The following is a 25,175-nucleotide window of genomic DNA, read 5'->3' as shown; positions in this document are numbered from 1 at the left end:
GTCAACCATATCATTGTCTTAGCTTTAAAAATTGATTCGAGGGTCGAAGCCTTCATTCAGATTACTGTAATCTGACTTCCGACCTCTTACCTCTGACATCTGTTTGGTTGTTTTGTTCAGTTTTCAAGGAGCAAAATGGGCCTGGGTGGACTCGAACCACCGACCTCACGCTTATCAGGCGTGCGCTCTAACCGACTGAGCTACAGGCCCACCTTAATAAGAATACTGGAGCGGGTGATGGGAATCGAACCCACGACATCAGCTTGGAAGGCTGAGGTTTTACCACTAAACTACACCCGCGTGATAATTAGTTTATTTCTTTTATGTTATTTACGAAACAAATGCTCGTCGTGTTGCAAGATTGCTCAGTGAAGCAGCACTCCTCGCAACTCGCAGCTTATTCGGTGGATGTATTGCTCGTGGCTGAGGTTTTACCACTAAACTACACCCGCATGGTAATTTAAATAAAGCCTAATTCTATTTAAATTCTTCGATGGTCGGGAAGACAGGATTCGAACCTGCGACCCCATGGTCCCAAACCATGTGCTCTACCAAGCTGAGCTACTTCCCGTAAAAATGGCGCGCCCGAGAGGAGTCGAACCCCTAACCTTCTGATCCGTAGTCAGACGCTCTATCCAATTGAGCTACGGGCGCTTCAAAAGCGACATTCTTAAATATAACATAGCGGAACAGTGATTTCAAGAAGTTTTTTCAATGCGGCCGAGAGGACTTGAACCTCCACGGGGTCACCCCCACTAGGCCCTCAACCTAGCGCGTCTGCCATTCCGCCACGACCGCGTACTTACACAAAAATAAAATGCCGTGATGAACACAGCAGTATAAAAATGTTAAGTGCGGATGAAGGGAGTCGAACCCCCACGTCGTAAAGACACTAGATCCTGGGTCTAGCGCGTCTGCCAATTCCGCCACATCCGCAAAAAATGGTGAGCCATGGAGGATTCGAACCTCCGACCCTCTGATTAAAAGTCAGATGCTCTGCCAGCTGAGCTAATGGCTCTTGTTATTAATACTTTCTTTTCTTATATAAGTAGCCCAACGTTTATATTTAAAATCCAAACACAAACAAAAAATGGCTGGGCTACCAGGATTCGAACCTGGGAATCACGGGATCAAAACCCGTTGCCTTACCGCTTGGCTATAGCCCAACAAGTGGCGGTCCGGACGGGACTCGAACCCGCGACCTCCTGCGTGACAGGCAGGCATTCTAACCAACTGAACTACCGGACCCAACCGTTTTACTTATATAAATTTTAAGATGACCCGTACGGGATTCGAACCCGTGTTACCGCCGTGAAAGGGCGGTGTCTTAACCACTTGACCAACGGGCCATATAATGGCGGAGAAGGAGGGATTTGAACCCTCGCGCCGCTTACACGACCTACACCCTTAGCAGGGGCGCCTCTTCAGCCACTTGAGTACTTCTCCATATGGCTCCACAGGCAGGAATCGAACCTGCGACTAATCGGTTAACAGCCGACCGCTCTACCGCTGAGCTACTGTGGAATAATATTAAAATACCTAATGATATTTACTAACCAAATTAATCGTGCTCGTCATGTTGCAAGTATTTCAGTGATGTCGCACACCTCGCAGGCCTGCACATGGATGTTAACTCAGTGATGTCGCGGCCAGCTACTGCGGAATATTCATAAATAGTTATCAAGATAGATAAGTTGTGCTTGTCTTGTTGTAGTTTCGGCGATGTTGCACACTCGCAAAATGGTTATTTTGCTTATCAAATTTTCATGAATCAAACGCCGCTAATAATTGCGACGAAAAATATAATACAATATATGTTGTTTGTTGTCAACAGATTTTTGCTGAAGAATAAACAAGCATCAGAGCCTTAATTAAAAGGCTATATTAATTTAACATGTAAGACCCTTTTCGTCAATGTTTTGCATCGAAATTCCAAACGATTCCAATGTACAATTTAATACTGCTATCCACACACCGTTTTTATTGACATCCATTTATTGCATTCCATATCAGAAACATCAATCACCAGTTGTCAATTTGCCGCCACACTTACCACACCTGTATTTCTTTAAATCCACCCGACGCTGTCTTTTATAAACATGTGAACAGTCTTTACATATATAAATGTGTTTGATTTGCCTCTTAGATGAAGGAAGGGCTTTACAATGTCGTGGTGATCCGGTCTTTTTTAATAATCGTTTGAAATCTGCATCACCATGTTTATAGCCTTTTCCTTCCATATGAAGGTGATAGTGACACAACTCGTGTTTTATGATCCCAACTACTTCGTCTTCATCTGTTTCTATTGCATACTTAGGATTCAGTTCGATTATCCGCTTGGATGGAATGTATCTTCCACCGGTAGTCCGAAGCCGTTTATTATAATAAACCTTATCCTTGAAGGGTTTAGAAAAATACTTAATTGATAAATCATTAACCAATTGATTCAGTTTTTTTTCGTCCAATAGTTTCATATATATCATCCTTGAATTATCTTATTTTATATTTTACCACAGCGCTACCCTAAAACAACACAAGCTTATTTATACTAATTTTAATTAAAGATTGATTTTTAATAATTGATTTTTAATAGTTTTATATTATAATTGAATATGTAAGATTATTATTAGACAAGGAGAGGTGTTCAGTAAGTGAGTAACGAAAAGAAAAGAATGACGACTGCTTCTGGTGCTCCGGTCGGGGATAACCAGAATATGATTACAGCAGGTCAACGAGGTCCGGCCTTAATTCAAGATGTTCACTTTCTGGAGAAAATGGCGCACTTTGACAGAGAACGCGTTCCGGAACGTGTTGTTCACGCAAAAGGTGCTGGAGCACACGGTGTTTTCACAGTAACAAATGACGAAATTTCCAAATATACAAAAGCTGACTTTTTAAATGAAGCCGGCAAAGAAACTCCAATGTTCATCAGATTCTCAACAGTTGCAGGTGAACTGGGTTCAGCAGACACCGTTCGTGACCCACGAGGATTTGCTGTTAAATTTTATACACAGGAAGGCAATTATGACTTAGTTGGTAACAACACACCAATTTTCTTTATCCGTGATGCTATCAAATTCCCTGATTTCATTCACACACAAAAACGTAATCCAAAAACAAACCTGAAAGATAAAAATGCTGTTTGGGATTTCTGGTCACACTCACCAGAATCATTGCATCAGGTAACATACTTACACGGAGACCGTGGCATACCGGCCACATACCGTCATATGAACGGCTATGGAAGTCATACGTACAAATGGGTCAACAAAGATGGTGAACCGGTATGGGTTAAATACCATTTCATTTCTGAACAGGGTGTCAAAGGACTAGATGTAGACCTTGCTGACAAACTGTCCGGAGATAACCCGGATTATCATACCGAAGACCTGTATAATGCAATCGACAAAGGTGACTATCCTGCATGGACACTTTACGTACAGGTTATGCCTTACGAGGATGCAAAAGACTACAAGTGGGATCCATTCGATGTGACAAAAACATGGTCACATAAAGATTATCCGCTTATCGAAGTTGGACGCATGGTTCTGAATAAAAATCCGGAAAACTATTTTGATGAAGTAGAGCAGGCAGCACTATCACCTGCAAACCTGATACCAGGCATTGAAGCTTCACCGGATAAAATGCTGCAGGGCCGCTTGTTCAGCTACTCTGATACACAACGCTACCGTATCGGTACCAACCACCAGCAGCTGCCGATCAACCGCCCAATTAACGGAGCACAAAACTATCAATTCGGCGGGCAAATGCGCTATGAAGGCGGCGACCGTTCCGTTCATTATGAACCAAACCGGTATGATAATGAGCCAAAAGAGGATCCGGATTCAAAAATTAATCCGTTTGAAGTATACGGAAATGCTGACAGTGTAGCTTATTCACAAAAAGACCATTACACGCAAGCTGGCGACTTATATCGCCTGATGAGTACGGATGAAAAAGACCGTCTTATCCAAAATGTTGTCGATCATATGAAGCAAGTTGATTATGACGACATTAAATTGCGTCAAATCGAGCACTTCTACAAAGCGGATCCGGAATACGGTGAACGCATTGCAGAAGGATTGGGATTAAAAGTTCCAGCCAATGTAAAATAAATGCAGCAAAAAAGCTGATGATCACTTAAGATCATCAGCTTTTTTTAGCCTCATTTCCACCAATCATCGTCAATGCAATGCGCCCCTTGTCCACATCGACATTTTCAACCCATACGGTTACCACATCACCTACAGATGCTATATCCATTGGGTGCTTCACAAATTTATTTGCCATTTTTGAAATATGCACGAGTCCATCCTGTTTGACACCAATATCCACAAAAACACCAAAGTCGACGACATTCCTTACAGTTCCCTGCATTTCCATTCCTGGTTTTAAATCTTCCATACTCATGACATTCTGTTTTAACAATGGTTTAGGCAGGTCATCACGCGGGTCACGTTCCGGGCGACTCAGCGCATTCATAATATCGATTAACGTTGGCTCACCAATTTCCAATTGATCAGCTACTTCGCTTTTATTCAATTCATTCAATTTATTGCCAAGCTTGTCTGAGCCGATGTCACTGATCTCACAGTCAATCATCTGCAGCAGCTGTTCCGTATGTGAATAGCTTTCCGGGTGGATCGGCGTCCGATCAAGCGGGTTTTCGCCATCCGGAATCCGTAAAAATCCAATCCCCTGTTCATATGTTTTTGCACCTAGACGCGGAATTTTTTTCAATTGTTTACGGTTGGTAAACTTCCCTTCGTCATTCCGTTGATTCACAATATTATTAGCCACGGTTTTACTAAGGCCCGCTACATATTGCAGTAATGAAGTTGAGGCTGTATTTACATTAACGCCAACCTGGTTAACCGCAGTTTCCACAACAAATGTCAGGGATTCATTCAGCGCTTTTTGACTGACATCGTGCTGATACTGACCGACACCAATCGACTTCGGATCAATCTTTACGAGCTCGGCAAGCGGATCCTGTACTCTTCGTGCAATCGATGCTGCGCTTCGTTCTTCGACTTGCAGATCAGGAAACTCTTCCCGGGCCAGTTTGGATGCTGAATAAACACTCGCGCCCGCTTCATTGACAATAATGTATGGAATTTCCAATGCGTGCTTTCCAATCACATCAGCTATAAACTGCTCTGTTTCCCGTGAAGCTGTTCCATTTCCTATGGCAATCAGTTCAACATCAAATTCGTTGATAAGATTCATCACCATTTTTTCAGCGCCGGCTGTATCATGTTTTGGCGCTGTTGGATACATGACGCCAACCTGGTGAACTTTCCCTGTTTCATCAACCACTGCAAGCTTACACCCGGTTCGATAGGCCGGATCCACCCCTAAAACTGTTTTTCCTTTCAGTGGTGGCTGCAGCAGCAGGTTTTTAAGATTTTTTGAAAATACATCAATTGCCTGCTCTTCAGCTTTTTCGGTTAGACTATTGCGGATTTCCCGTTCAATGGAAGGCTGGATTAACCGCTTATAGCCATCCTCGATTGCTCCCTGCAAAATAGCCGCTGTCTCCTGATTCCCTTTATTCGCAATAACTTTTTTCTGTAAAAATTCAAAAACACGATCAATTGGCGACTCAATCGACACTTTCAGTACTTCCTCTTTTTCACCGCGATTCAGTGCCAGGATACGATGCGAGACCATGGAGCGAACAGCCTCATCATATTCGTAATACATTTCATAGACGCCTTTATCGTCCTTATCCGCATCCTTTGCCTCGGCGTGCATTGTACCACGTTTAAACGTCTCTTCACGAATATATTCACGGTATTCCGGATCATCTGATATCCATTCAGCAATTATATTGTTTACGCCTGTCAACACGTCTTCAATCGTATTCAATTCATGCTCTTCAGATAAAAATTTCTCTGCTTCTGAAGATATATCTTTTGCTTCTTGTGCCCAAACAATTTCAGCCAGCGGTTCCAGTCCTTTTTCCTTGGCAATTGTTGCTTTTGTCCGGCGTTTTTGCTTGTATGGACGGTATAAGTCCTCGACACGCTGCAGCTGTGTGGCTTGTGTTATATCACGTTCAAGTTCCTCCGTAAGCTTTCCCTGCTCATCGATTAATCGGATTACTTCTTCTTTTCGTTCAGCAAGGTTGACTGCATATTGGTATTTATCCTGAATCAATTTGATTTGGACTTCATCCAGTCCGCCAGTAACCTCTTTTCGGTAACGCGCGATAAATGGTACGGTGTTTCCTTCATCCATTAATGCGATAACTTTTTTAACGATAGCAGTTTTTACATCAGCTTCTTTTGCTACCCATTGTTCTAATTCAGTTGACACGATTGGCTCCTCCTTTATGTACGTCCTTATTTTACCAAAAATAAGCCGAAATGAAAAAAGTCCGACAAAATATTGCCGGACCTATGCTTCGTACCGTATAGCTATTAAAGTTGTATCATCACTTCTCACTTTTCCATCTGTATGTTCTTCATACGCTTTCGCTATACAATTCACATCGCTGTTCAGTAAAAAACTTTGTGATAAATCTGCATCCGTAACACCATCTGTAAACATAATAAACGTCATTGCCGGCTCAAGATTTTCCGTAACAACTTTAAACGGCCGGTGATAACCCGCAAGATAACCGGGATCAGGTATGTTTCTTTTTTTCTTTCCGTTCTGGGGGATTGTTAACACCCCAATGTTACCAATGGACGAAAAGGTATAACGCTGTTTATCGAACTCTATTTTTAAAACCCCAACAACTACACCACGTTTCCCGGTTAACTGCTGATTACATGTTTTAATAAGCTGTTCAACAGATGTATTGTAATCTCTCTTTATAATATCAATTACGATCTGGGAGGATTCTTTGGCAAATTCACCGCTTCCCAATCCATCTGCCAGTGCACATATGAATTCATTGTCTGTTTCCTTGTAAAAGTAACTGTCACCACACAAGTACTCACCTTTTTTCGGTTTCTGGTAAACAGCTGCTTTTACCTTCTTTTCTACCGTACTCAATCAAATACCTCCGTATTCTCGGATTGAATTGCTTCACGGAGTTTTCTTAGTGAACGGCGTTGTAATCTTGATACATGCATTTGGGAGATACCGAGTAATTCTCCCGTTTCCTTTTGACTTAAATTATCAAAATAAGTGCACTTTAAAATTTGCTGCTCACGTTCTGATAAAATAGGTATAATTTTCTCAAGTAACATTCGCTGGTCTACATTTTCATAGCCATTTTCATTTTTACCTACTAAATCGAGAATAGCTACCGTACTGCCATCAGAGTCCGCTTCAATCTTTCTGTCGACGGACAGGGCTTTATAGCTTTTACCCATTTCCATCGTTTCCAGCACATCTTCTTCCGAGACACCCAAATAACCAGCAATTTGTTTAACTGTAGGTGAATTCTGATTTTCTGTTGTTAATTCATCAACGGCTTTCTTAATCTTTGGTCCTAACTCTTTTATACGTCGTGGAACATGAACACTCCACGTTTTGTCCCGAATGAATCGTTTTATCTCACCGATTATGGTAGGGATGGCAAATGATTCGAATGACTTGCCAAAAGAAGCATCATACCTTCTTACTGCAGCAAGCAGTCCTATCATACCAACCTGGACTAAGTCTTCATGTATACTGCTGTTTTTCGAGTACTTCCTGGCAATTGATTCAACCAGGTCAGTGTAAGCCAGTACAATTTTCTCCTGCAAGGCTTCATCTGTCGGGTCCTGTTGGAGATGTTCTATCCATCCGTAAACCTCATCTCTTCCTTTATTGTGTGGTTGAGATCTGGTCGTCACTGGAACCCACCTCAGTTTCATAAAGGTACTTGGTCATTAATACGATAACGCCATAGTTGTTATTTAGTTCAACTTTGTCCATTAACGCGTTAATTAAAAATAACCCAAAGCCACCTTCGCGTAAATTTTCAACCGACTCTGATTCCTTGTATGGACCTATTCCCCCTTTTATATCTTTAAGATCGAAGCTGCCTCCATGGTCAGCTACCATTGTTTCCAGGCGATCTTCGTATACACCAAACCCAACAGTTATTTCCCCGTCATCCTGGTCATCATAGGCGTGATCAACAGCATTTGTAATTGCTTCTGAAACGGCTACCTTTAAATCCTCAATATCCTCATAGGTAAAGCCCATTCTGTTGGCAATTCCTGACAAGCTCAAGCGGGCAACGCCCACATATTCTGCCTTCGCAGGAATCTTCATTTCGATAAAATCAAACATTTCCATTACGAATTCTCACCTCTAATCGCAGTACCTATATCTATAATTTCGTCAAGTCCGGTAATTTTAAACAACCTTGCTACACGATCCTGCAGATTTACCAATTTCAGCTTACTGTCATTCTCTTTCGTTGATTTCAAGGCACTTATGAAGACACCAAGGCCCGTACTATCCATGTAATCAACGTCTTCCAGATTCACTTCCACAGTCTGTCCGTTAGCTTTTGTTAGTGGCAGTACTGCCTCTTTTAACTTTGGTGCTGTATATGCATCAATTTCCCCTGTCAGATTTACAACAGACTTCTCATTACTCTCTGTAACATCAATCTGTAAATTCATCGCCATCCTCCTACATGATTTAACCGTTTTTATCGTTGAGGCTGGGGCAAAAGACTTTTATCAAAAGAAAATTCGAACTAACTGGAAAATGGTGTGTATAACCGCTCCGGAAATATACTTCGCTTATTTTTGTGCATTATTCGTCTTTTGCGTTACCGTTATCGTTTTGTCCCAGCCCCATCACAATATCAATAAAGGACTTTTTCCCTAATTAATGATGGTTTAAACCTGTTTTCGTAAAATAATTAATGTAAAGTCATCACGTAACTGGAACCCTTGCAGCCTTTCGAAATATTTATACACTCCATTGACAATTTCCTGAGCGGTCAGATGTGCGTATTGTCTGATTACATCAAGTATTTCTTCACTCTCAATAAACCGGTTTCCCTGCCTGCACTCTGTAACGCCATCAGTCAATATAATAACCATATCGTCCTTATTAATTATCCGTTCATATTGTTTATAATCAGAATCCGGAGAAACCCCAAGGACAAGGCCTTTTGTTTCGATTTCCTCAAATTCATCTTTTTCCGCATGATAATAAAAACCGGGTTCATGGCCGGCTGATGAATAATAAAGTTTGCTTTCATCCGGGAGGTACTGCGCATAGAACATCGTGATAAACATACTGGAATCAACATTTCGTTCGACAACCCGGTTTAAGTTTTTCAAAATTGCTTTTGGACTCATTGTTTCTTCCGGAAAACTATCCATTGAATACTTAATCATCGACATACACAATGCTGCAGGTATACCTTTTCCGATTACGTCGGCAACTGCAATCCCGAGTGAACCATCCTTGCCTTTAATAAAATGATGGTAATCTCCATTCATTTGATGTGCCGGAACACTTATAACGCCTATATCCAACCCATCGATTTCAGGCTTGGTTGTAGCTAATAACGTGTCCTGCATCCCCGCAGCTACAGAAATTTCCGATTTAAGCTCTGACTGCTGTTCTCTCAATGTCTGGTACTCCTGATGTGCAATCCCGTACGAAATCATTGTTTCCAGTAAAAAATTCATGGAATGTTGAATATGTTCAGGCAGGTCCGGATACAGCTCGGACAGTGCCTGGTTATGCAAATTCACAATTTCCTCCGGCGGAACATTATTTTTTATAAATGTTTTGCTGACTTGTTCTGCGCCGTAAAGTGATTGCTCATCCTGTGTTTCGATGTAATGCTTTAATAGATTCTTATAGTTATCTGCATCTAATTGCAAGGCATCCATGAATGTGTACCTCCCCTGTAAAGTGATTTACAAAAAAGAAGAGGAGATCTGGTATCTATGTTCTCCCCTTCCGTATGTTTTTACTGATTATTTGTTATTAGGCCACGCCCCTCGGCTCCTTGCGTGCTAACGTACCCATTTAACTGCTTTTATCTCAGTTCCGTTCCCGCTATCCGACCTTACATCAAATTCATCCATTAGTCGCTTAACTCCTGGAAGTCCTGCACCAAGTCCGCCAGATGTTGAGTATCCATCCTCCATCACCTGACTTATGTCCTGAATACCCGGTCCCTTATCCATAGAGAGGATACACATTCCTTTTTGTTCCAGCGTGTCAATGACTTCAAAACAAATTTGGCCATCTCCGGCATATAAATATATGTTTCTCGCGAGTTCCGATATCGCTGTCGCTATTCGTGCCTGGTCAACTGAACCGAAACCTGTTTTTCTCGCAATATCTCGGCCAAGCTGTCGTGCCGCTACGATATCCCATTCTTCTTTAATAGTTACACAGGATTGGAGATCCATACCTATTCCCCCAATTCCTGTCGCAGTTTTACTAATCCCTGCTCTAGATCCAGAGCAGTTGGGACATTTTTCAGATGAATTCCCAAATCAATTAAGGTCATTGCAACTGCAGGCTGGATCCCAGTTAAAACTACTTTTGCCCCCATAAGATCCGACATAGTAACGACATCACCAAGAACTTTTGCAATAAATGAATCTATTACTTCTACTGATGTTAGGTCAATTACTACTCCTGATGAACCAGTTTTATGAATTTTGTCCAATAAATCCTCCTGAAACTGAATTGCAGTATTATCGTCCATTTCCGTTTGAATGGAAATCAGCAAATAATTATGCAACTTTAAAATAGGTATCCGCATTGTATCACTCTCCACCTATGGATTCTAACATTTCTTCAATTCCATTTTCTTTCGTGTCCAAATCAACTATTTTCCTGTTAGTAATTTCCAATGCTGTCATAAACCCTTTTTTCAGGGTGCTTTTTGTCGGGAATTTACTTAAATCAATACCCAGATTTACAATCGTTTGTGCAATTTCCGGACGAATTCCGACAAGAATACATGTTGAACCGATTAAACGTACTGCTTCAGCTGCCTGAATGATGTGATGAGCAACCATTGTATCAACAACCGGTACCCCGGTAATATCAATCAAAACAACCTCTGAGTTGTGTTTCATAACACCTTCAAGCAGATTTTCCATAATTAATTTTGCCCGTTCTGTATCAATCGTTCCAACTAACGGCATAATCGTAATATTATCCATAACTGGAATCAACGGTGCAGACAGTTCCTGAAGTGCCACCCGCTGCAGGGAAACAATATGCTCCCAGCTGCCGGAATACTCATTTACTAATTTGCGGATGATCGGTTCGGTCCATTTATCAACACTTGCTAACACTTTTGACATATACGCCGAATCGACTTTTTCCGACTGGCTGAGAATAAAATCGACAGTTACTCTTCTGAACACTTGCAGCCCATCCGTTATATAGCTTAACGGCCACCCAAGATTTATCAGCTTTTCGGAAAACTCCTCCAAGTGCTTGGTATGACCCTGATCTTTGATGCTTGTAAAAATAACATTCACAAATTCTCTGTTTGTACTCTCAAATAATTCATCCGATATACTTGATGTATAGTTTCCATCTTTCAGTGAATCAATTTCATCCATCCACATGTGAACGATGGAATCACTGTTTTCCAAAGCAATTTTTTTGAACTTCTGGTCCATGATTGGTTAACCTCCTGAATCCTATAAATATATTGTATAAAATTGCCGAAAAATTGCATATACTCCAATTCTACCATTTCCAATTAATTTTAGCAGTAACTATGTAATCTTTTATGTACATTATAGCATAATAACTGAAAAATTAATTCCAAAACAAAAATACCCCTGCTTCAATATTCGGAAGGGGGTATTACTTATTCGTGATCATACATTTCTTTTAGTCCAAGACTAATTTCCAATGCATTATCGATTTTTTCCATCATGTTTTTATCCAGTTTTGTAATTTTATCAGTTAGACGCTGTTTGTCCAGCGTTCTGATTTGTTCTAACAAAATGACAGAATTCCGGTCAAACCCGTAACGTTTCGCATCAATTTCAACATGTGTCGGGAGTTTGGCCTTTTGAATCTGTGCGGTTATCGCAGCCACAATAACGGTTGGGCTGAAGCGATTACCGATATCATTTTGCAGGATCAATACTGGGCGAATGCCCCCCTGCTCTGATCCGACTACAGGGGATAAGTCAGCGAAGTAAACTTCGCCTCTTTGAACGATCAAAGGCTACACCCCGATCACAGAGCGCTCTAAGGTGTTTTTTTCAGCCTCCTCTTCGGCTTGAAAGGCCTCCGAAGCAATGGTTAAATTTATTCTGGCCATTTCTTCATAACCTTGCTGCATCGATTCCCGAAATTGTTGGATGTGCTCTTCTTTTTTATATTCCAAATAGTTTTTTGTAGCCTGACATATGAAATCACTTAAGTCACTATTTTCATATTTCATTAATCCATCCACCTCGTTAATTAGGTTTTTTGGCAATCGTACTAAGACCTCTTGTAAGCTCTCTGACAAACTATACACCTCCGCCAACTGTTGAACGACCACTATTTAATTCTTTTACTATAATATCATTGTAAAACAAGGTTTGCAAAGGCCTATAGGGTTTTTTTCAAAAAAATACTGTTTTTTGGTTTTAGAAGTAATCCCTTGTGGTATATATTTATTTTGCAGCTAAAAATATTATGCTAAATTCCACCAATAAATATAAGCAGGTTTATGAAAGATGCTTATCACCCGCTCCGGAAATATACTTGGGTGCTCGTCGTGTTGCAAGTATTTTTGGAGATGCAGCACTCCTCGCAACTCGCAGCCTATTCGGTGGGAGTTTTGCTCGTCGCTCAGGTAGTATTTATCCATCTTTCAAGCTGATTATTATTTTAGTTATGACCCAGCCAAACAGATCAATTTTCAAATTATCTTTATTTGTCGATACTACCCTTATATACTCTTGGTACGCGACTGGATATCATGCATGGAATTTCATAGGTAATCGTCTCCAGTTTTGCTGCGATTTCGTCGACTTCAATCACTTCATTTCCTTGTTTACCAATTAATGTTACCTCGGTGCCGACAGAATATTCCTTATCGAGCTTTATCATTGTCTGATCCATGCATATTCTTCCGGCAATCGGCATTCTTTTTCCATCAATTAAAACATCCATACCCTGCAATTTGCGGATCCATCCATCAGCATAACCAATCGGTATTGTCCCAATCCACTCATGATCTGTTGACGTATATGTTGCACCGTAGCTGATCGATTCGCCTGGTTCAACTTTTTTTACATGAATTAAACGGCTGTGCAGGGAAAATGCAGGTTTTAAATCAATCCGCTCCTCCTGTCTGACTGTGCCTGACGGATAAAGGCCATACATCGAAATCCCAAAGCGAATGTAATGATGCATTCGTTCAGGAAATCGTATCGACGCGGCACTATTGCCAATATGGAAAGCTGTTGGCTCAGTCCAAATCGAGTTGAATACAGAAAGCAGATGCTTAAACCAGGTATGCTGTTTCTCAAAATAAGCTAACTCCGGTTCGTCTGCTGTTGCAAAATGCGTGTATACTCCAGTCAAATGGATTTGCTGAAGACCGTGCAGCTCTTCAACTAACTCTCTCAGTTCCTCTTCTGTACGGATACCGACGCGTCCCATTCCAGTATCCCACTTCATATGAAGCTTTAAGGGGGTATGGAAGGAATGCTGTTTTACTTCCTGGAGCCAGTCTTTTTGAAAAAAAGTTAGTGTAATGTCTTTTTCAGCAGCCAACGGTGTATCTTTTGGCGCAACCCTGCCGAACACTAAAATTGGTGCATTGATATTTGCTTCACGCAGTTTCAATGCCTCTTCAAATAAGGCTACGGCCAGCATAGCAGCGCCTGATTCCAATGCTTTTTTGGCGACTTCCACAGCGCCATGGCCATACCCATCAGCTTTGACGACAGCAATTACATCACTACGGTCAGGCAGCTTCCTTTTTATTTGTCCAATATTATATGCGATTGCTTCCAGATCCACTTCAGCCCATGTATCCCGATAAATTGTATCTGCCATTGTAGCATAACTCCTCCCGCAACTGCTCTTTTTACTCATATTAACATAAACAACAAAATGGTTACTATCAGTCGGGGAGACCGGCCCATTTGAAATTGCGGTTCCTTCCCGCCAATTAACGCCCCCTACCAAGTTCGCTGCAGGTTGGGAAGAGTCGTGCTTTTCCGAAATACTTGCAACACGATGAGCACCGGATCAGTTGTGATCTTCAAGCAGTTCAAGTGTGAACTTTGGCGTTTTAGTTGTGAACTTCGAGCAACCCGATTGTGAACTTTGGCATTATTACATTTCATAACCTGAAATGACCCTAAATCCAATAGGTCTGAGCGCAAATTGAGCACAGTGCAAGCACCGTAAGCACCTTCCCAAAAATAAAAAGCAGACCCCCTCTCCCTATGAGTCTGCTTACTGCGCTTCATTTACTTCACTTCTTTGCCTTGTACGGATTTTGCCACTTCTATCAGTTCTTCTTTGGTCAACTCCTCACTTGCCAGAAGGAAGTTCATCCCATCGTTGCTCCACTCTATTGTATTTTCCGAAAGTGCACCAATTGAATGCCCAAGGTTAACGATCTCGCCATTCACTGCTTGAGGAGAGGACATTGTTGGTACGACATCCATTTTTTCTTCAATCAGTGTGAAGTTTTTCTCACCGGAGAAGGTCATAATGACGCGTTGGCCATTCTCCATATCAACTTGCTTCTTTTCCACCATTTCAGAACCAACCATGTTCAGCGGGTAAAGAACCGTAAATGCATCGGTCTTTCCATCACTTGAAACAGGTGCTTCGGCTGTTGCACTGGACATGTTTTTCTCCATTGCAAAGTCATCATCTTTAAATTTTGGCTTTGTATTAAAGTCGGAGAATTTCACTTCAACCAGCGCCTGTTTATCCTTATCAAGCACTTTTACCATTACTGGTGTATATGTCTTTTTATCGAAATAAATTTCCTGATACGGCAGATTATTGTTACTTTGATAATTCGTCTGCGTTTCGAAAATATAGTAGTTATCATTTACTTTAAAATTAGCCTCTTGATCTTTTAGGATATCATTCACAAGTGATTGATACAGATATGGCTGACTGCCGTTTTCCGGCCATTCTTTTTGGAATTTAAAGCTTTTGTTCAATGCCGGGGAAAGGACAAAAACCCCATCTTTATTTTTCAAAATGATTTGGCTGCCTTTTTCATCCTTGTCATTTGTCAGCTTCACGCGATAAAAATCTTTCTTCTTGTGCCAGACTTCTATATTGTACTTCTGATCTTCCTGTCCGGTGTTCATCGTCATTTCGGCATTTGCTTTATACCCGTTCATTTCCTCAAGCTTGGATTCCAGCTTTTCAACGACATCTTCCTGGGACTTTTCGCCACAGGCAGCAAGTAAAAGTATAAAGCCGAAGACGATTACTACCCATACCCCAAACATTTTTTTCATGGACATATCTCCCTTGTCTCAGGTTCACTCTGATTACGAGCTACGGACTTGATAAAGGGAACCTATTGTCACTTTCCTGAGGTTCTAATCATTACAGAAATGTACGATATACGTGCGAAATACCATTGATTACGTCAGTTGCCATCAGGTCATATACAGAATGTGTTTCAGCTACAAGCAGATCGGCAGCTTTGCCGTGAACAAAACATGCATTGCAAAGTGCATCAAATATGTCCTGTTTCTGCATGACCATTGCCAGAATAATTCCGGATAACACATCACCACTGCCGCCTTTGGCAAGACCTTCATTTCCCGCTGTACTGACAGCTTGTTTACCATCCGGCGCTGTTATAATGGTGAATTTCCCTTTCAGAACAACATAAATCCGGTATTGTTCAGCAAGCATCTTTGAATAGGCAAACGGTTTGGCCAAAAGTTCTTTTACAGTAGTATCCAAAAGCATGGCCATCTCGCCCGGATGCGGTGTTATGATGGTCGGGGATGTCCTGTTTTCAGCTAAATCAAGGATTGGCTTCAGATGATATAATCCATCTGCGTCCACGGTAAGCGGACCTGAAACTTTTCCCACTGTTGCTTTAACAAGATCACCGGTTACTTCATGCCGGCCCATACCCATACCAAGTACTGCTGCATCAAACGTTTCAAATGGTAAGCTGACGTCACTATTTAAAAAGCCATCTGTCTCACCAAGCGTTAAATACGTGGCCTCCATACAATGAGTTGCAACTGAAGCTTTCACACTTTTTGTTGTACCGGCAGTAACTAACCCTGCACCCGCTCGTAAGGCAGCATTCACTGTCATAGCAATCGACCCGGGCATATCAGCACTTCCGCCAACAACCAATCCTCTTCCATGATCTCCTTTGTGGGAGTCCGCTGCTCTTTCAGGCATCGTATGCCGGAACCGCTCCGCCGACAGAAAGACCTTACTGGCATTTTTCTTTACAGCTTTTAAGGGAAGACCAATTGAAACAGTTTCCCATTCACCGAAATAGGCTGCCGTATGCTGCAGGAATGTACTGATTTTAGGCAGTTCTACAATGATTGTACGGTTGGCTTGTACCGCCTGAAAATCTGTAACGCCTTCATCTGCCGGTAGTCCGGATGGTATATCAACAGAAATGATATATGCAGCTGCGTCATTTATAATAGATACAATTTTGGATAAAGATTCCCGAAGCATTCCCTTCGTTCCTATTCCTAAAATTGCATCAACAATTATATCTGACTTCCGAACCAGCTCATCAATTTCTGAAGTTTGCCGGGTTACGTTAACCGTACCGCCACATGCTAAATATAGTTTTTTGTGATAAAGCGCATCCCCTGAAATCTTTTCATTTGGCACTACCTGTACAACGGTTGCTTGATAACCTTTATCCAGCAGTGTCCTGGCTATAACAAAGCCGTCCCCGCCATTACTTCCACTACCTGTAAAAATACTGATGTGATCCGTTTTTTTAACAATGGATTCGATTTTTTCTGAAACAGCCCTCCCTGCATTCTCCATTAACAGCTTCCCGTCAATGCCAATGTGATGAATGGCATGCCGATCAATTTCGTACATTTCATTTGCGGTGACAATATACAATCTGTTCCCTCCTACCCGCACTAAAATATATGAGACAACCATTGCAATTATGCAGAATACGCGATTAGTTATTTTCTTCGATGATAACTTGTGCGACTGCGTAATCTCTGCTGTGTGTAATCGAAATTAAAATATTGCTTTCATTAAATTGCGATGCATAAATCGCCGGAGCACCGTTTTCGTCTGTCCTAATTTCTATATCCTGGAAGCTCAACCGGCCAATTCCTTTTCCGGTTGCTTTGGCAAAAGCTTCTTTTGCTGCAAATCTACCAGCGAGAAACTCAATCTTCCTTCGTTCATTTGCCAGTTTTTCAAATGTCAACTTCTCGTTTGTTGTAAGAACCCGGTCAACTAAACGTTCATTCTTCTTCATTTTATTATGTATACGACCCAGTTCAATAATATCGATCCCAATACCTTTGATCATTCTTATTCAGACCTTTCCAATTTTAAGTCATATCGCTATAATTATTTCAGGTATTTTAGTAAGATTATAATGTTCATACTATTTACTATACTTATCTATAATAATATTACCCGTTATCATATTTTATAAAAGAGGGATCTCGATGTTTATTCGCACAGAACGCAGTGTAAAAGAATTTATCCAATTTTATCCGGTCGTAGCATGGATCATCATCATCCATCTTGTACTCTGGGTTATTACCGATTTTCTCCATACCCCAATCGGCACACTGATCGATGATTGGGGTACAGGCAATAACTATCATATCAGCCAGGGAGAGTATTGGCGTTTATTCACATCCATCTTTCTGCACGCGGGACTGATGCATGCACTGTTTAATTCATTTTCACTCGTCCTGTTTGGACCCGCACTCGAGCAGATGCTTGGCAAAGCAAAATTTTTGATTGCTTACATTGGAGCAGGACTTATCGGTAATATCGCCACATATTTTCTGACTCCGACTATTTACTATGCTTATGTTGGTGCCTCTGGAGCGATTTTTGGGTTGTTCGGCATTTATGTTTTCATGGTAGCATTCCGCAAGCATTTAATCGACCAGGCCAACTCACAAATCATTATGACTATTTTTATCATCGGCCTAATCATGACATTCATCCAGCCTGGAATTAATATTTATGCACATGTTTTCGGCTTTTTTGGCGGCTTTGCACTGGCTCCGTTAGTATTAACAAATGTCCGGCCATATTCACCATGGCGCAACAGACGATACCGCGATGATGATTCGATCCAGTTTAATCCAAACCGGTGGAAAAAAAGGCGAATACCAAAAAAAGTGTACAGCAATCTGCTATGGATCATACTTGGTGTACTTGTTTTGCTCGGATTGGTGAATAGATTGTTTTGAACGATTAATGTTCTGGGAAAGACAGGCTCTCCGGACATTTTTTCCGCTATTTTGCAGAAACAACGCCTATTTCGTATTTTAACGGACATTTGTTCCGTTATCCAGGGCATTTCACCTGAAATCGCATGTATTTGTGGTGGTTAGCGGAAAATATGTCCGCTAACCACCCAAAAAGACTACTTTTATCTTAAATAAAAGAAAATATGTCCGCTTCCAAATAAGCTTGGAATTTTTTTAAGCGAAAAGACACACGCTTCATGGTGTGTCTTTTCATTTAGTCCCGATATGAATACCAGTCTGCTAACTGATCTGTATGCGATTCTTCCAGTTCTTTAATGGTAAAATGTTTTCCCATTCCCATTTTCCCGATTATCGACAACCGCATTGTGGCAAGGCCTGTCTTCACATGCACCCGATGCTGTTTTTTCTCAAATGCCTGAATGCGTTTATGATACATGATGATTGTATTCCTGCTGAACGTACGGAACCTGATTGTTAATTGTTTTCCATCCTGTTGAAAGCCGCCATCTTTATGCCGTAAAATACCTAAATACAGACTGACTGCCAGCAGAAAAACAGGTACCCAGATCAATTGTGGAAAAATAAACCACACAGCTACGGCTAAAACAAGAAACGGCAATACAGATCGTGTGATGTAAAATTTCCTTGCCCGTTTTGGCAGAGGTGTTAACTCCTGCCTGATGCCTGTGTATTCCGGTAAAAACGTATTTAAAAATTCTTCCACTTCATCGGCTTTCAAGATTGGAAACAATACCGATGAAAAATCTTCCCCTTTATCCAATGAACCGCCGGCAACTTCCGCATAAAGGGTTACATATCCAAGCGGCTGACGTATCAGACTCTCCTCAATTCCTACAGCCTGAATTCGGTTCAAGGGGATCGTAAGCTGTTTTTTCTCCAACAGCCCACGTGTAATAAATAATTCATTTTCATATTTGGTTATCGTAAACTTGCCATATTTAATCATTGTTCCGGCAATACCAAGCAGCCAGAGTAAAAGAAGCGTAACGACAGCTAAACTAATCATTAACACAATGCTCAAACCGATAACCCATTCCACTGTATTATCATAATAATGGTCAGGGATGAATTGCTCAAGCTCTGAAAAACCAAATGCCAAGAGCGCAAATATTACCCCAATGCTCCCTGAAGTGGAACCGGCGATAAACAGTCGTTTAAATTTAATCATTTGTGATGGGTATGTCTTTGTCTCATCTGTGGATTCCTCTTCCACTTCAGTTAGCTGGCCGCGGGTTGATTTTAATTCATCTCGCAAAGCTTCCCCTTCTGCCAGTTTTACTGCTTTGAGCGAAGCCTCTGCACCGGTACTGCTCCCCGCTGTCTCAATTTGCACCCTTGTCAATTTAAAAATCCGGTGTACCACACTGGACGTCAAATCGATTGACTGGATCCGGTTTTTCGATATATACCGTTTTTTTCGAATAAAAATACCATACTCGATACGGAGTTCATCATCTTCTATGCGGTATGTATAACGGAACCATGACCAAATACTAAAAACAAGAAATAAAATAGTAAGACCGGATGCGCCTAATATAAAATATAAAAATCCTTCATCCTTAAACGTAATGAACCCGAGGATTATTGCAAACAATGCCTCACGCATTACTCGAATAAAATTAAAAAATATAGCTGCCGGGTGTAATCGCTTTGGTTCAGACATCATCTTCATCCACCCTTGCAAGCGATGAAATCCTGTCGCGCAGCTCTGAAGCATCTTCTTCAAGTAATGCCGGGATTTCATGTGTTGTTGCTGCTGTTGAAATGGTCACGCTTGCCAGTTGATACTTTTTCAAAATTGGCCCCTGTTCCGTGTCCACATGCTGCACACGTATCATCGGGACCAGCGTACGCTTCACAATTAATATGCCATGCTGGATATAAATTTCCTGTTCAAACACTTCATAACGCCATCTCCTCCAGCGTAAAACCGGAAGCAGGAACACAAAGAAGTATGTAGATATCCCGCTGATCAGCACAGCCCCTGCTGCAAACCAATAGGAAAAATCAAAAATGAACGTAAGTACACCTAAAGCTATCGTAGCTAACCAGAGAATCCCCATAAATATCCATGCGGTTATTTTCCATGCTTTTATTGCATCTTCAGCTATTGTATTGATTGGCGGCTGCCTCATGACTGTTCTTCCTCCTGTTTTCTGAGTAGTAATCTCCATTAATGATACGCGTCCATCGGCGATAAGGTTTCAACAATTTTGGACAAATTAAAAGCTCCTTTACGCAAGGAGCCTTTGGTTAGCTGTTATGCTTATGATTTCTCCGCTTTTGAAAGTTTCCTTTGCGATTTCGTCCGCCCTGGTTGCGGCCACCTTGATTACGTCCGCCTTGGCTGCGTTTTCCGTAAAACTTTTTATTATTGGTTCTGCGGTTCTTATTGCCTTTTGACTGCTGTGCTTTTTTCACACTGATTGGCGCAACTGACGAAATGCTTACAGGCGTATTGCGGCGCTCTTTGGTAAGCATCTTCAACGCTGCAGCAATTACTGTAATCGAATCATGTTCCTCCAGTATTTCGTTGGCAGCTTCATGATAAGCATTTAAATCTTTTTTCTCGATTGTACTCAGCAGCTTATCCACTGCTACCTGCTGCTGGCCGCGTTGTGCTTCCTGATTGGTTGGCGGCACAATTCGTTTCATTTTGCTTTTTGTTGTTTTTTCAATCAGTTGCAGATGAGGGATTTCTCTCGGTGTTACGAAAGAAATAGCTTCCCCGGTCCGACCTGCTCTGCCTGTACGTCCGATCCGGTGAACATAACTTTCCGGATCCTGTGGGATATCAAAGTTATAAACGTGCGTGACGCCAGTTATATCAAGTCCGCGTGCTGCTACATCGGTTGCTACCAATACATCCACCCGACTGTTTTTAAATTTGTTTAATACGGACATTCTTTTTCCTTGTGTCAGATCCCCGTGAATACCTTCTGCACGAAATCCTCTTGCCTGCAAGCCTTCCGTAATTTCATCCACCCGTTTTTTCGTACGGCTGAAAACAATAGCCAGTTTAGGGGCATTAATATCCAAATGGTTCGTTAATGTATCGAATTTATATTTCTCCGGTACTTCGATGAAAAACTGGTCAATATTTTCTACTGTCATTTCTTTTGCTTTTACTTTTACTTCTTTTGGACTTTTCATCAGATTTGTTGCAATATCACGAATTTCTTTCGGCATTGTTGCTGAAAATAACAATGTTTGTCTTGCTTCCGGGATATTTTTCAGGATATCGCGAATATCATCAATGAATCCCATGTTAAGCATTTCATCCGCTTCATCCAAAACTGCTGTTTGTACATTATCGGTACGAATTGTTTTTCTGCGCATATGGTCCAGCAGTCTTCCAGGTGTTGCAACGACAATTTGCGGTCCATCCTTCAACGCCCGGATTTGTCGTTCCATATGCTGACCGCCGAATACCGACATGGCACGAACACCTTTTATTTTGCCGAGACGGTTAATTTCTTCAGCGACCTGGATTGCCAGTTCTCTTGTCGGGGCAACCACCAGTCCCTGAATCTTTTTCTGCTTTTGATCGATTTTTTCGATCATCGGGATACCAAATGCTGCTGTTTTTCCGGTACCTGTCTGTGCTTGTCCAATCACATCGTTCCCCTGCATAGCAAGTGGTATCGTTTCAGCCTGGATTGGTGTTGCTTCCTCAAAACCCATTCGTTCCAAAGCCTTCATAATGGGCTGTGATATACTTAGTTCGTTAAATGTTGTCACCTTGTTACTCTACTCCTTTTTCTTTTACAATTTATTTGAATATAAACTCCTGACGTATAAAAAGAGGCTTCACCCAATTATGGAAAGAGGCCTCATTCACGAAATCTCATGCATAAAATAACAGTTATTATATCATAACACACATATAAAGGTGATATCTATGATTTTTCATCGGCAGCATGGTAAAATAAATGAGTTAACTATCCTGATAATATAGAGGAGGATTACGATGCGTCTGCCTCCATTCAATCCATATATAGCGGTTGTAATTGGTGTTATAGCTGTTTCGTCTTCTGCAGTTCTGGTAAAGCTTGCCGGCGAAGCTCCCGCAGCCATGATAGCAAATTATCGTTTATTATTTGCGGTTATCCTTATGGCACCATATGTCCTGATTAAACATCGGCACGAATTTCGTTTTATTCAACAAAAAGATTGGATTTTTTCCTCCCTTGCCGGGGTTTTTTTAGCGTTTCATTTTATTCTCTGGTTCGAGTCTTTAAATTATACATCTGTGGCAAGCTCTGTCGTATTGGTAACATTACAGCCAATATTCGCCTTTCTTGGTACCTATTTCTTTTTCAAGGAACGTTTTTCACCAGGAGCGGTGATCAGTATGGTAATCGCAATTATGGGCAGTGTTATTATCAGCTGGGGTGATTTTCAAATAAGCGGGATGGCACTGTTTGGAGATATGCTTGCATTACTTGGTGCAATCACGGTAACAGCTTACTTCTTAATCGGTCAGCAGGTGAGAAAACAGCTGTCACTGATGACATATACGTTTGTCGTCTATGGTATCAGTTCTTTAACGCTGATCCTGTACAACCTGATTTCTCAAAATAACTTCATTGGATATGCAGCAGATACCTGGTTGTACTTCCTTGCCCTGGCCATTATCCCGACATTCTTTGGCCATACGTTATTTAACTGGGCACTGAAATGGTTAAGTACATCCACAATATCCATGGGAATCGTATTCGAACCAATTGGCGCTTCCATTCTGGCTTATTTTATTTTAGGTGAAACAGTCACATGGTCACAATGGCTCGGCGGATCAATTGTATTATTCGGGTTATTTTTATTCATCATGAGCACAACCCGCAAATCAAAGGTAACCATATCTGAAACGCATAATAAATAAGCTTTGATAATATGATAATTCAGGAGGATAACCTCAACTCTGCAAATGATTGTTTTTATCACAAAAGATATAAAATATGCAGTAACTTTATAAGAGCGTTGGCCCACCGCTGCGGAAATACACTACGCTTTCCGTGGGCGGCTGATGAGCCTCCTTGCTCCTACGTCGCTGCGTAGTCTCATCTAGGCCTCTGCTCCCGTAAGAAGGAAGGCCGACTAAAATCGGCCTTGTCGGCCAACGTCGGCATACTCCTGATGCAGGGGCATGTATTTCCTCCGCTGGGTTTCGATCGTTGTATTCTTAAGTGAATCAGCAATTTGATTTATTATGATGATTAAGAAAGATAATTTTTAAACCAAAACCAGCAGCTGGAATATGCGAGACTCCTGCGGGAAGAAAAGCCTAGGTGAGACTTCGAAGCGCGCCAGCGATTCGGAGGCCCACCAGCTGCCCGCGGCTAAGAAGACACTGCGAAAACGAACTTTTTGAGCAGATGTCGCCTTGGTACCCGGAGGTGTGAAAGCGAGTATATTCCAGCTGCAGCGCCAAAGAGCCTTACTAAATGATTTAAACCTTATCAGATTTAGTGCGCATTATATATCAACTGCAACGATTTAAGAGCAATAAATTTTCACAAAAAGAGCTTAATAAAAAACATATCACCTAACGAGCGAAACTGATATAATTGAACTACTATATCTAGAACGGGGGGATGTCATGAATATTCAATTAATGACAGACGGGGGAGCGGACGTTCCCAAGCATTTGAGTGATTCGATTAACCTTATTACTGTGCCTCTTTATTTGCATTTTCAAGATCAACAATACAAAGCAGGGGTAACCATTGATCTGGAAACCTTCAATGAAAAAATGAAGAAATCCGATGAACTGCCGCGTTCGTCTGCACCCAGCCCAAACGATTTTTATGAAGCATATAAGCAGGTTGACAAGGATAGCCCCATCATTATGCTGAGTCTTACAAAAGGATTAAGTGTCACCTACGAAAATGCAGTTTTAGGTAAAAATATGCTCCTCGAGGAAGAACCTGACCGAAAAATTGAAGTAATTAATACAAAAACGGCATCATGCGGCCTTGCTCTTTTATTACATGAGGCCAAAACAAAGATAAATGAGAATTATTCTTATGAACAGCTTATCGATCATCTCTATGAACGGGTTGAACAGACAACAACATTATTTGTTTTGAAAACACTTGAAAATCTGATTCTCGGCGGACGCCTTGACAAAGTAAGAGGCACAATCGCGAAAACGCTCAATATCAAGTTATTAATGAAGGCAAGTGAAGAAGGTACAATCGAAGTAGCGGAAAAAGTTCGCGGGGATAAGAAGTCCATTCGAAGATTCGTTGAACAAATTGGTGAATATACCAAAGACTTTGAGGATAAAGTCATCTCGATGACACATTGCAATGCTGAAGATCGCGCAAAGAAAGTTCTTGGCGAAATCACTACTAAATATCCGTTCAACGATGCGTTATTAACCGAAATGGGACCATTAATTTCAACCTATGCCGGTAATGGCGGTCTCGTTATTTCTTTTTTCAAAGACAAAAAATAAAAATAGGGAGAATGCTTATTTTTACATAGCCTTCTCCCTTTATTTTTTAGCTGTTTCACTTGCCAAAAATTCATGAATCATGGAGTTAAGCATATCCCTGTCATCACCAAGGCAAATCAGATGCCTTGATCGTTCAAAGAATACAACGTCTTTTTTATCCGACGTAATTTCTTTATCCAAATAGTACACTGTTTTGTAAGGAACCATTCCATCCTGCTGGCCCTGGGCAATCAGAACAGGTGAATCAACCTTCTTCAAATATTGGCGGGTAAACTTCACAAACTTCAGAAATTCAATATTAACCTTAAATGGTACTTCACCAAGTTTTTTTTTTTAATGCA

Annotated in this window: 24 protein-coding genes and 12 tRNA genes; 4 read left to right on the top strand and 32 right to left on the bottom strand. The window is 41.2% G+C overall.

Going from position 1 to position 25,175, the window contains the following annotated elements; all coding sequences use genetic code 11:
- Positions 1 to 136: 136 nt before the first annotated feature.
- The 13 genes from G6R02_RS19695 to G6R02_RS19635 all read right to left on the bottom strand — a co-directional run bounded on the left by G6R02_RS19695 (position 137) and on the right by G6R02_RS19635 (position 2,474).
- Positions 137 to 210: transfer RNA gene (locus G6R02_RS19695), tRNA-Ile, on the bottom strand.
- A 16-nt stretch (positions 211 to 226) separates the two neighbouring features.
- A tRNA-Gly gene (locus G6R02_RS19690) sits at positions 227 to 300 on the bottom strand.
- Positions 301 to 494: 194 nt separating this feature from the next.
- A tRNA-Pro gene (locus tag G6R02_RS19685) sits at positions 495 to 571 on the bottom strand.
- A 6-nt stretch (positions 572 to 577) separates the two neighbouring features.
- Positions 578 to 654, bottom strand: a tRNA-Arg gene (locus tag G6R02_RS19680).
- Positions 655 to 715: 61 nt separating this feature from the next.
- Positions 716 to 798 (bottom strand) — tRNA-Leu (locus G6R02_RS19675).
- A gap of 55 nt (positions 799 to 853) precedes the next feature.
- Positions 854 to 936 (bottom strand) — tRNA-Leu (locus G6R02_RS19670).
- A gap of 6 nt (positions 937 to 942) precedes the next feature.
- Positions 943 to 1,018, bottom strand: a tRNA-Lys gene (locus G6R02_RS19665).
- 73 nt (positions 1,019 to 1,091) lie between these two features.
- Positions 1,092 to 1,166, bottom strand: a tRNA-Gln gene (locus G6R02_RS19660).
- A 5-nt stretch (positions 1,167 to 1,171) separates the two neighbouring features.
- Positions 1,172 to 1,248, bottom strand: a tRNA-Asp gene (locus G6R02_RS19655).
- A 29-nt stretch (positions 1,249 to 1,277) separates the two neighbouring features.
- Positions 1,278 to 1,349, bottom strand: a tRNA-Glu gene (locus G6R02_RS19650).
- 6 nt (positions 1,350 to 1,355) lie between these two features.
- Positions 1,356 to 1,446 (bottom strand) — tRNA-Ser (locus tag G6R02_RS19645).
- 3 nt (positions 1,447 to 1,449) lie between these two features.
- A tRNA-Asn gene (locus G6R02_RS19640) sits at positions 1,450 to 1,524 on the bottom strand.
- A gap of 494 nt (positions 1,525 to 2,018) precedes the next feature.
- The gene (locus G6R02_RS19635) at positions 2,019 to 2,474 is read right to left on the bottom strand and encodes a SprT family protein (protein ID WP_164671091.1); all 456 of its coding nucleotides are present in this window, start codon (positions 2,472 to 2,474) and stop codon (positions 2,019 to 2,021) included.
- 198 nt (positions 2,475 to 2,672) lie between these two features.
- Here G6R02_RS19635 and G6R02_RS19630 point away from each other — a divergent pair, with 198 nt between their 5' ends.
- Positions 2,673 to 4,115: a catalase gene (locus G6R02_RS19630; RefSeq protein ID WP_205520286.1), complete on the top strand. Its 1,443-nt coding sequence runs from the start codon at positions 2,673 to 2,675 to the stop codon at positions 4,113 to 4,115.
- Positions 4,116 to 4,149: 34 nt separating this feature from the next.
- Here G6R02_RS19630 and G6R02_RS19625 read toward each other — a convergent pair whose 3' ends face one another.
- The 15 genes from G6R02_RS19625 to acpS all read right to left on the bottom strand — a co-directional run bounded on the left by G6R02_RS19625 (position 4,150) and on the right by acpS (position 17,428).
- Entirely contained in the window at positions 4,150 to 6,321 is a 2,172-nt protein-coding gene (locus tag G6R02_RS19625) for a Tex family protein (protein WP_164671087.1), read from the bottom strand.
- An 81-nt stretch (positions 6,322 to 6,402) separates the two neighbouring features.
- On the bottom strand, positions 6,403 to 7,005 hold the full coding sequence (locus G6R02_RS19620; protein ID WP_164671084.1) for a SpoIIE family protein phosphatase: 603 nt from the start codon (positions 7,003 to 7,005) through the stop codon (positions 6,403 to 6,405).
- Positions 7,002 to 7,793 (bottom strand): RNA polymerase sigma factor SigB, encoded by a 792-nt coding sequence (gene sigB / locus G6R02_RS19615; protein ID WP_164671082.1) that lies wholly within the window; start codon positions 7,791 to 7,793, stop codon positions 7,002 to 7,004. Before sigB ends, G6R02_RS19620 begins: the two co-directional genes overlap by 4 nt.
- Entirely contained in the window at positions 7,765 to 8,241 is a 477-nt protein-coding gene (rsbW, locus tag G6R02_RS19610) for an anti-sigma B factor RsbW (protein ID WP_164671080.1), read from the bottom strand. The genes sigB and rsbW overlap by 29 nt, the downstream gene beginning before the upstream one ends.
- Positions 8,241 to 8,573: an STAS domain-containing protein gene (locus G6R02_RS19605; RefSeq protein WP_164671078.1), complete on the bottom strand. Its 333-nt coding sequence runs from the start codon at positions 8,571 to 8,573 to the stop codon at positions 8,241 to 8,243. Before G6R02_RS19605 ends, rsbW begins: the two co-directional genes overlap by 1 nt.
- Positions 8,574 to 8,795: 222 nt before the next feature.
- Positions 8,796 to 9,806: a PP2C family protein-serine/threonine phosphatase gene (locus tag G6R02_RS19600; protein ID WP_164671077.1), complete on the bottom strand. Its 1,011-nt coding sequence runs from the start codon at positions 9,804 to 9,806 to the stop codon at positions 8,796 to 8,798.
- Positions 9,807 to 9,932: 126 nt separating this feature from the next.
- Positions 9,933 to 10,334, bottom strand: coding sequence for an anti-sigma regulatory factor (locus tag G6R02_RS19595; protein ID WP_164671076.1), 402 nt, complete (start codon positions 10,332 to 10,334; stop codon positions 9,933 to 9,935).
- 2 nt (positions 10,335 to 10,336) lie between these two features.
- Positions 10,337 to 10,693: an STAS domain-containing protein gene (locus tag G6R02_RS19590; protein ID WP_164671074.1), complete on the bottom strand. Its 357-nt coding sequence runs from the start codon at positions 10,691 to 10,693 to the stop codon at positions 10,337 to 10,339.
- Positions 10,694 to 10,697: 4 nt separating this feature from the next.
- A complete protein-coding gene (locus tag G6R02_RS19585; protein ID WP_164671073.1) occupies positions 10,698 to 11,567 on the bottom strand; it encodes an RsbT co-antagonist protein RsbRA in 870 nt (289 codons plus the stop codon).
- Between the two features lie 194 nt (positions 11,568 to 11,761).
- Positions 11,762 to 12,124 (bottom strand): type II toxin-antitoxin system PemK/MazF family toxin, encoded by a 363-nt coding sequence (locus tag G6R02_RS19580; RefSeq protein ID WP_164671071.1) that lies wholly within the window; start codon positions 12,122 to 12,124, stop codon positions 11,762 to 11,764.
- A 3-nt stretch (positions 12,125 to 12,127) separates the two neighbouring features.
- Positions 12,128 to 12,415, bottom strand: coding sequence for a CopG family ribbon-helix-helix protein (locus G6R02_RS19575; RefSeq protein ID WP_164671069.1), 288 nt, complete (start codon positions 12,413 to 12,415; stop codon positions 12,128 to 12,130).
- A gap of 407 nt (positions 12,416 to 12,822) precedes the next feature.
- A complete protein-coding gene (alr, locus tag G6R02_RS19570; RefSeq protein WP_164671067.1) occupies positions 12,823 to 13,956 on the bottom strand; it encodes an alanine racemase in 1,134 nt (377 codons plus the stop codon).
- 419 nt (positions 13,957 to 14,375) lie between these two features.
- Positions 14,376 to 15,392 (bottom strand): LolA family protein, encoded by a 1,017-nt coding sequence (locus G6R02_RS19565; protein ID WP_164671065.1) that lies wholly within the window; start codon positions 15,390 to 15,392, stop codon positions 14,376 to 14,378.
- 91 nt (positions 15,393 to 15,483) lie between these two features.
- Complete coding sequence (locus G6R02_RS19560; protein WP_164671063.1) at positions 15,484 to 17,001, bottom strand: NAD(P)H-hydrate dehydratase; 1,518 nt, start codon at positions 16,999 to 17,001, stop codon at positions 15,484 to 15,486.
- A gap of 64 nt (positions 17,002 to 17,065) precedes the next feature.
- On the bottom strand, positions 17,066 to 17,428 hold the full coding sequence (gene acpS, locus G6R02_RS19555; RefSeq protein WP_164671061.1) for a holo-ACP synthase: 363 nt from the start codon (positions 17,426 to 17,428) through the stop codon (positions 17,066 to 17,068).
- Positions 17,429 to 17,570: 142 nt separating this feature from the next.
- Between acpS and G6R02_RS19550 the strand changes: the two genes are divergently transcribed.
- Entirely contained in the window at positions 17,571 to 18,332 is a 762-nt protein-coding gene (locus tag G6R02_RS19550; RefSeq protein WP_164671059.1) for a rhomboid family intramembrane serine protease, read from the top strand.
- 274 nt (positions 18,333 to 18,606) lie between these two features.
- Here G6R02_RS19550 and G6R02_RS19545 read toward each other — a convergent pair whose 3' ends face one another.
- The 3 genes from G6R02_RS19545 to cshA form a co-directional block, all read right to left on the bottom strand.
- Positions 18,607 to 20,040: a PH domain-containing protein gene (locus G6R02_RS19545; RefSeq protein ID WP_246202679.1), complete on the bottom strand. Its 1,434-nt coding sequence runs from the start codon at positions 20,038 to 20,040 to the stop codon at positions 18,607 to 18,609.
- Complete coding sequence (locus G6R02_RS19540) at positions 20,030 to 20,509, bottom strand: PH domain-containing protein (protein ID WP_164671057.1); 480 nt, start codon at positions 20,507 to 20,509, stop codon at positions 20,030 to 20,032. Before G6R02_RS19540 ends, G6R02_RS19545 begins: the two co-directional genes overlap by 11 nt.
- A 118-nt stretch (positions 20,510 to 20,627) precedes the next feature.
- Positions 20,628 to 22,115, bottom strand: coding sequence for a degradosome RNA helicase CshA (cshA, locus tag G6R02_RS19535; RefSeq protein ID WP_164671050.1), 1,488 nt, complete (start codon positions 22,113 to 22,115; stop codon positions 20,628 to 20,630).
- A gap of 229 nt (positions 22,116 to 22,344) precedes the next feature.
- Between cshA and G6R02_RS19530 the strand changes: the two genes are divergently transcribed.
- Positions 22,345 to 23,256: a DMT family transporter gene (locus tag G6R02_RS19530; protein WP_164671048.1), complete on the top strand. Its 912-nt coding sequence runs from the start codon at positions 22,345 to 22,347 to the stop codon at positions 23,254 to 23,256.
- Positions 23,257 to 23,973: 717 nt separating this feature from the next.
- Complete coding sequence (locus G6R02_RS19525; RefSeq protein WP_164671046.1) at positions 23,974 to 24,834, top strand: DegV family protein; 861 nt, start codon at positions 23,974 to 23,976, stop codon at positions 24,832 to 24,834.
- Positions 24,835 to 24,873: 39 nt separating this feature from the next.
- Here G6R02_RS19525 and G6R02_RS20380 read toward each other — a convergent pair whose 3' ends face one another.
- Positions 24,874 to 25,092, bottom strand: a complete 219-nt coding sequence (locus tag G6R02_RS20380; protein WP_343032933.1) for an alpha/beta hydrolase — start codon at positions 25,090 to 25,092, stop codon at positions 24,874 to 24,876.
- Positions 25,093 to 25,175: the final 83 nt, after the last annotated feature.

Source organism: Virgibacillus doumboii (assembly GCF_902806455.1).
GTDB classification, from domain to species: Bacteria; Bacillota; Bacilli; order Bacillales; family Amphibacillaceae; genus Lentibacillus; species Lentibacillus doumboii.
This window is presented reverse-complemented; position numbering and strand designations above follow the sequence as displayed.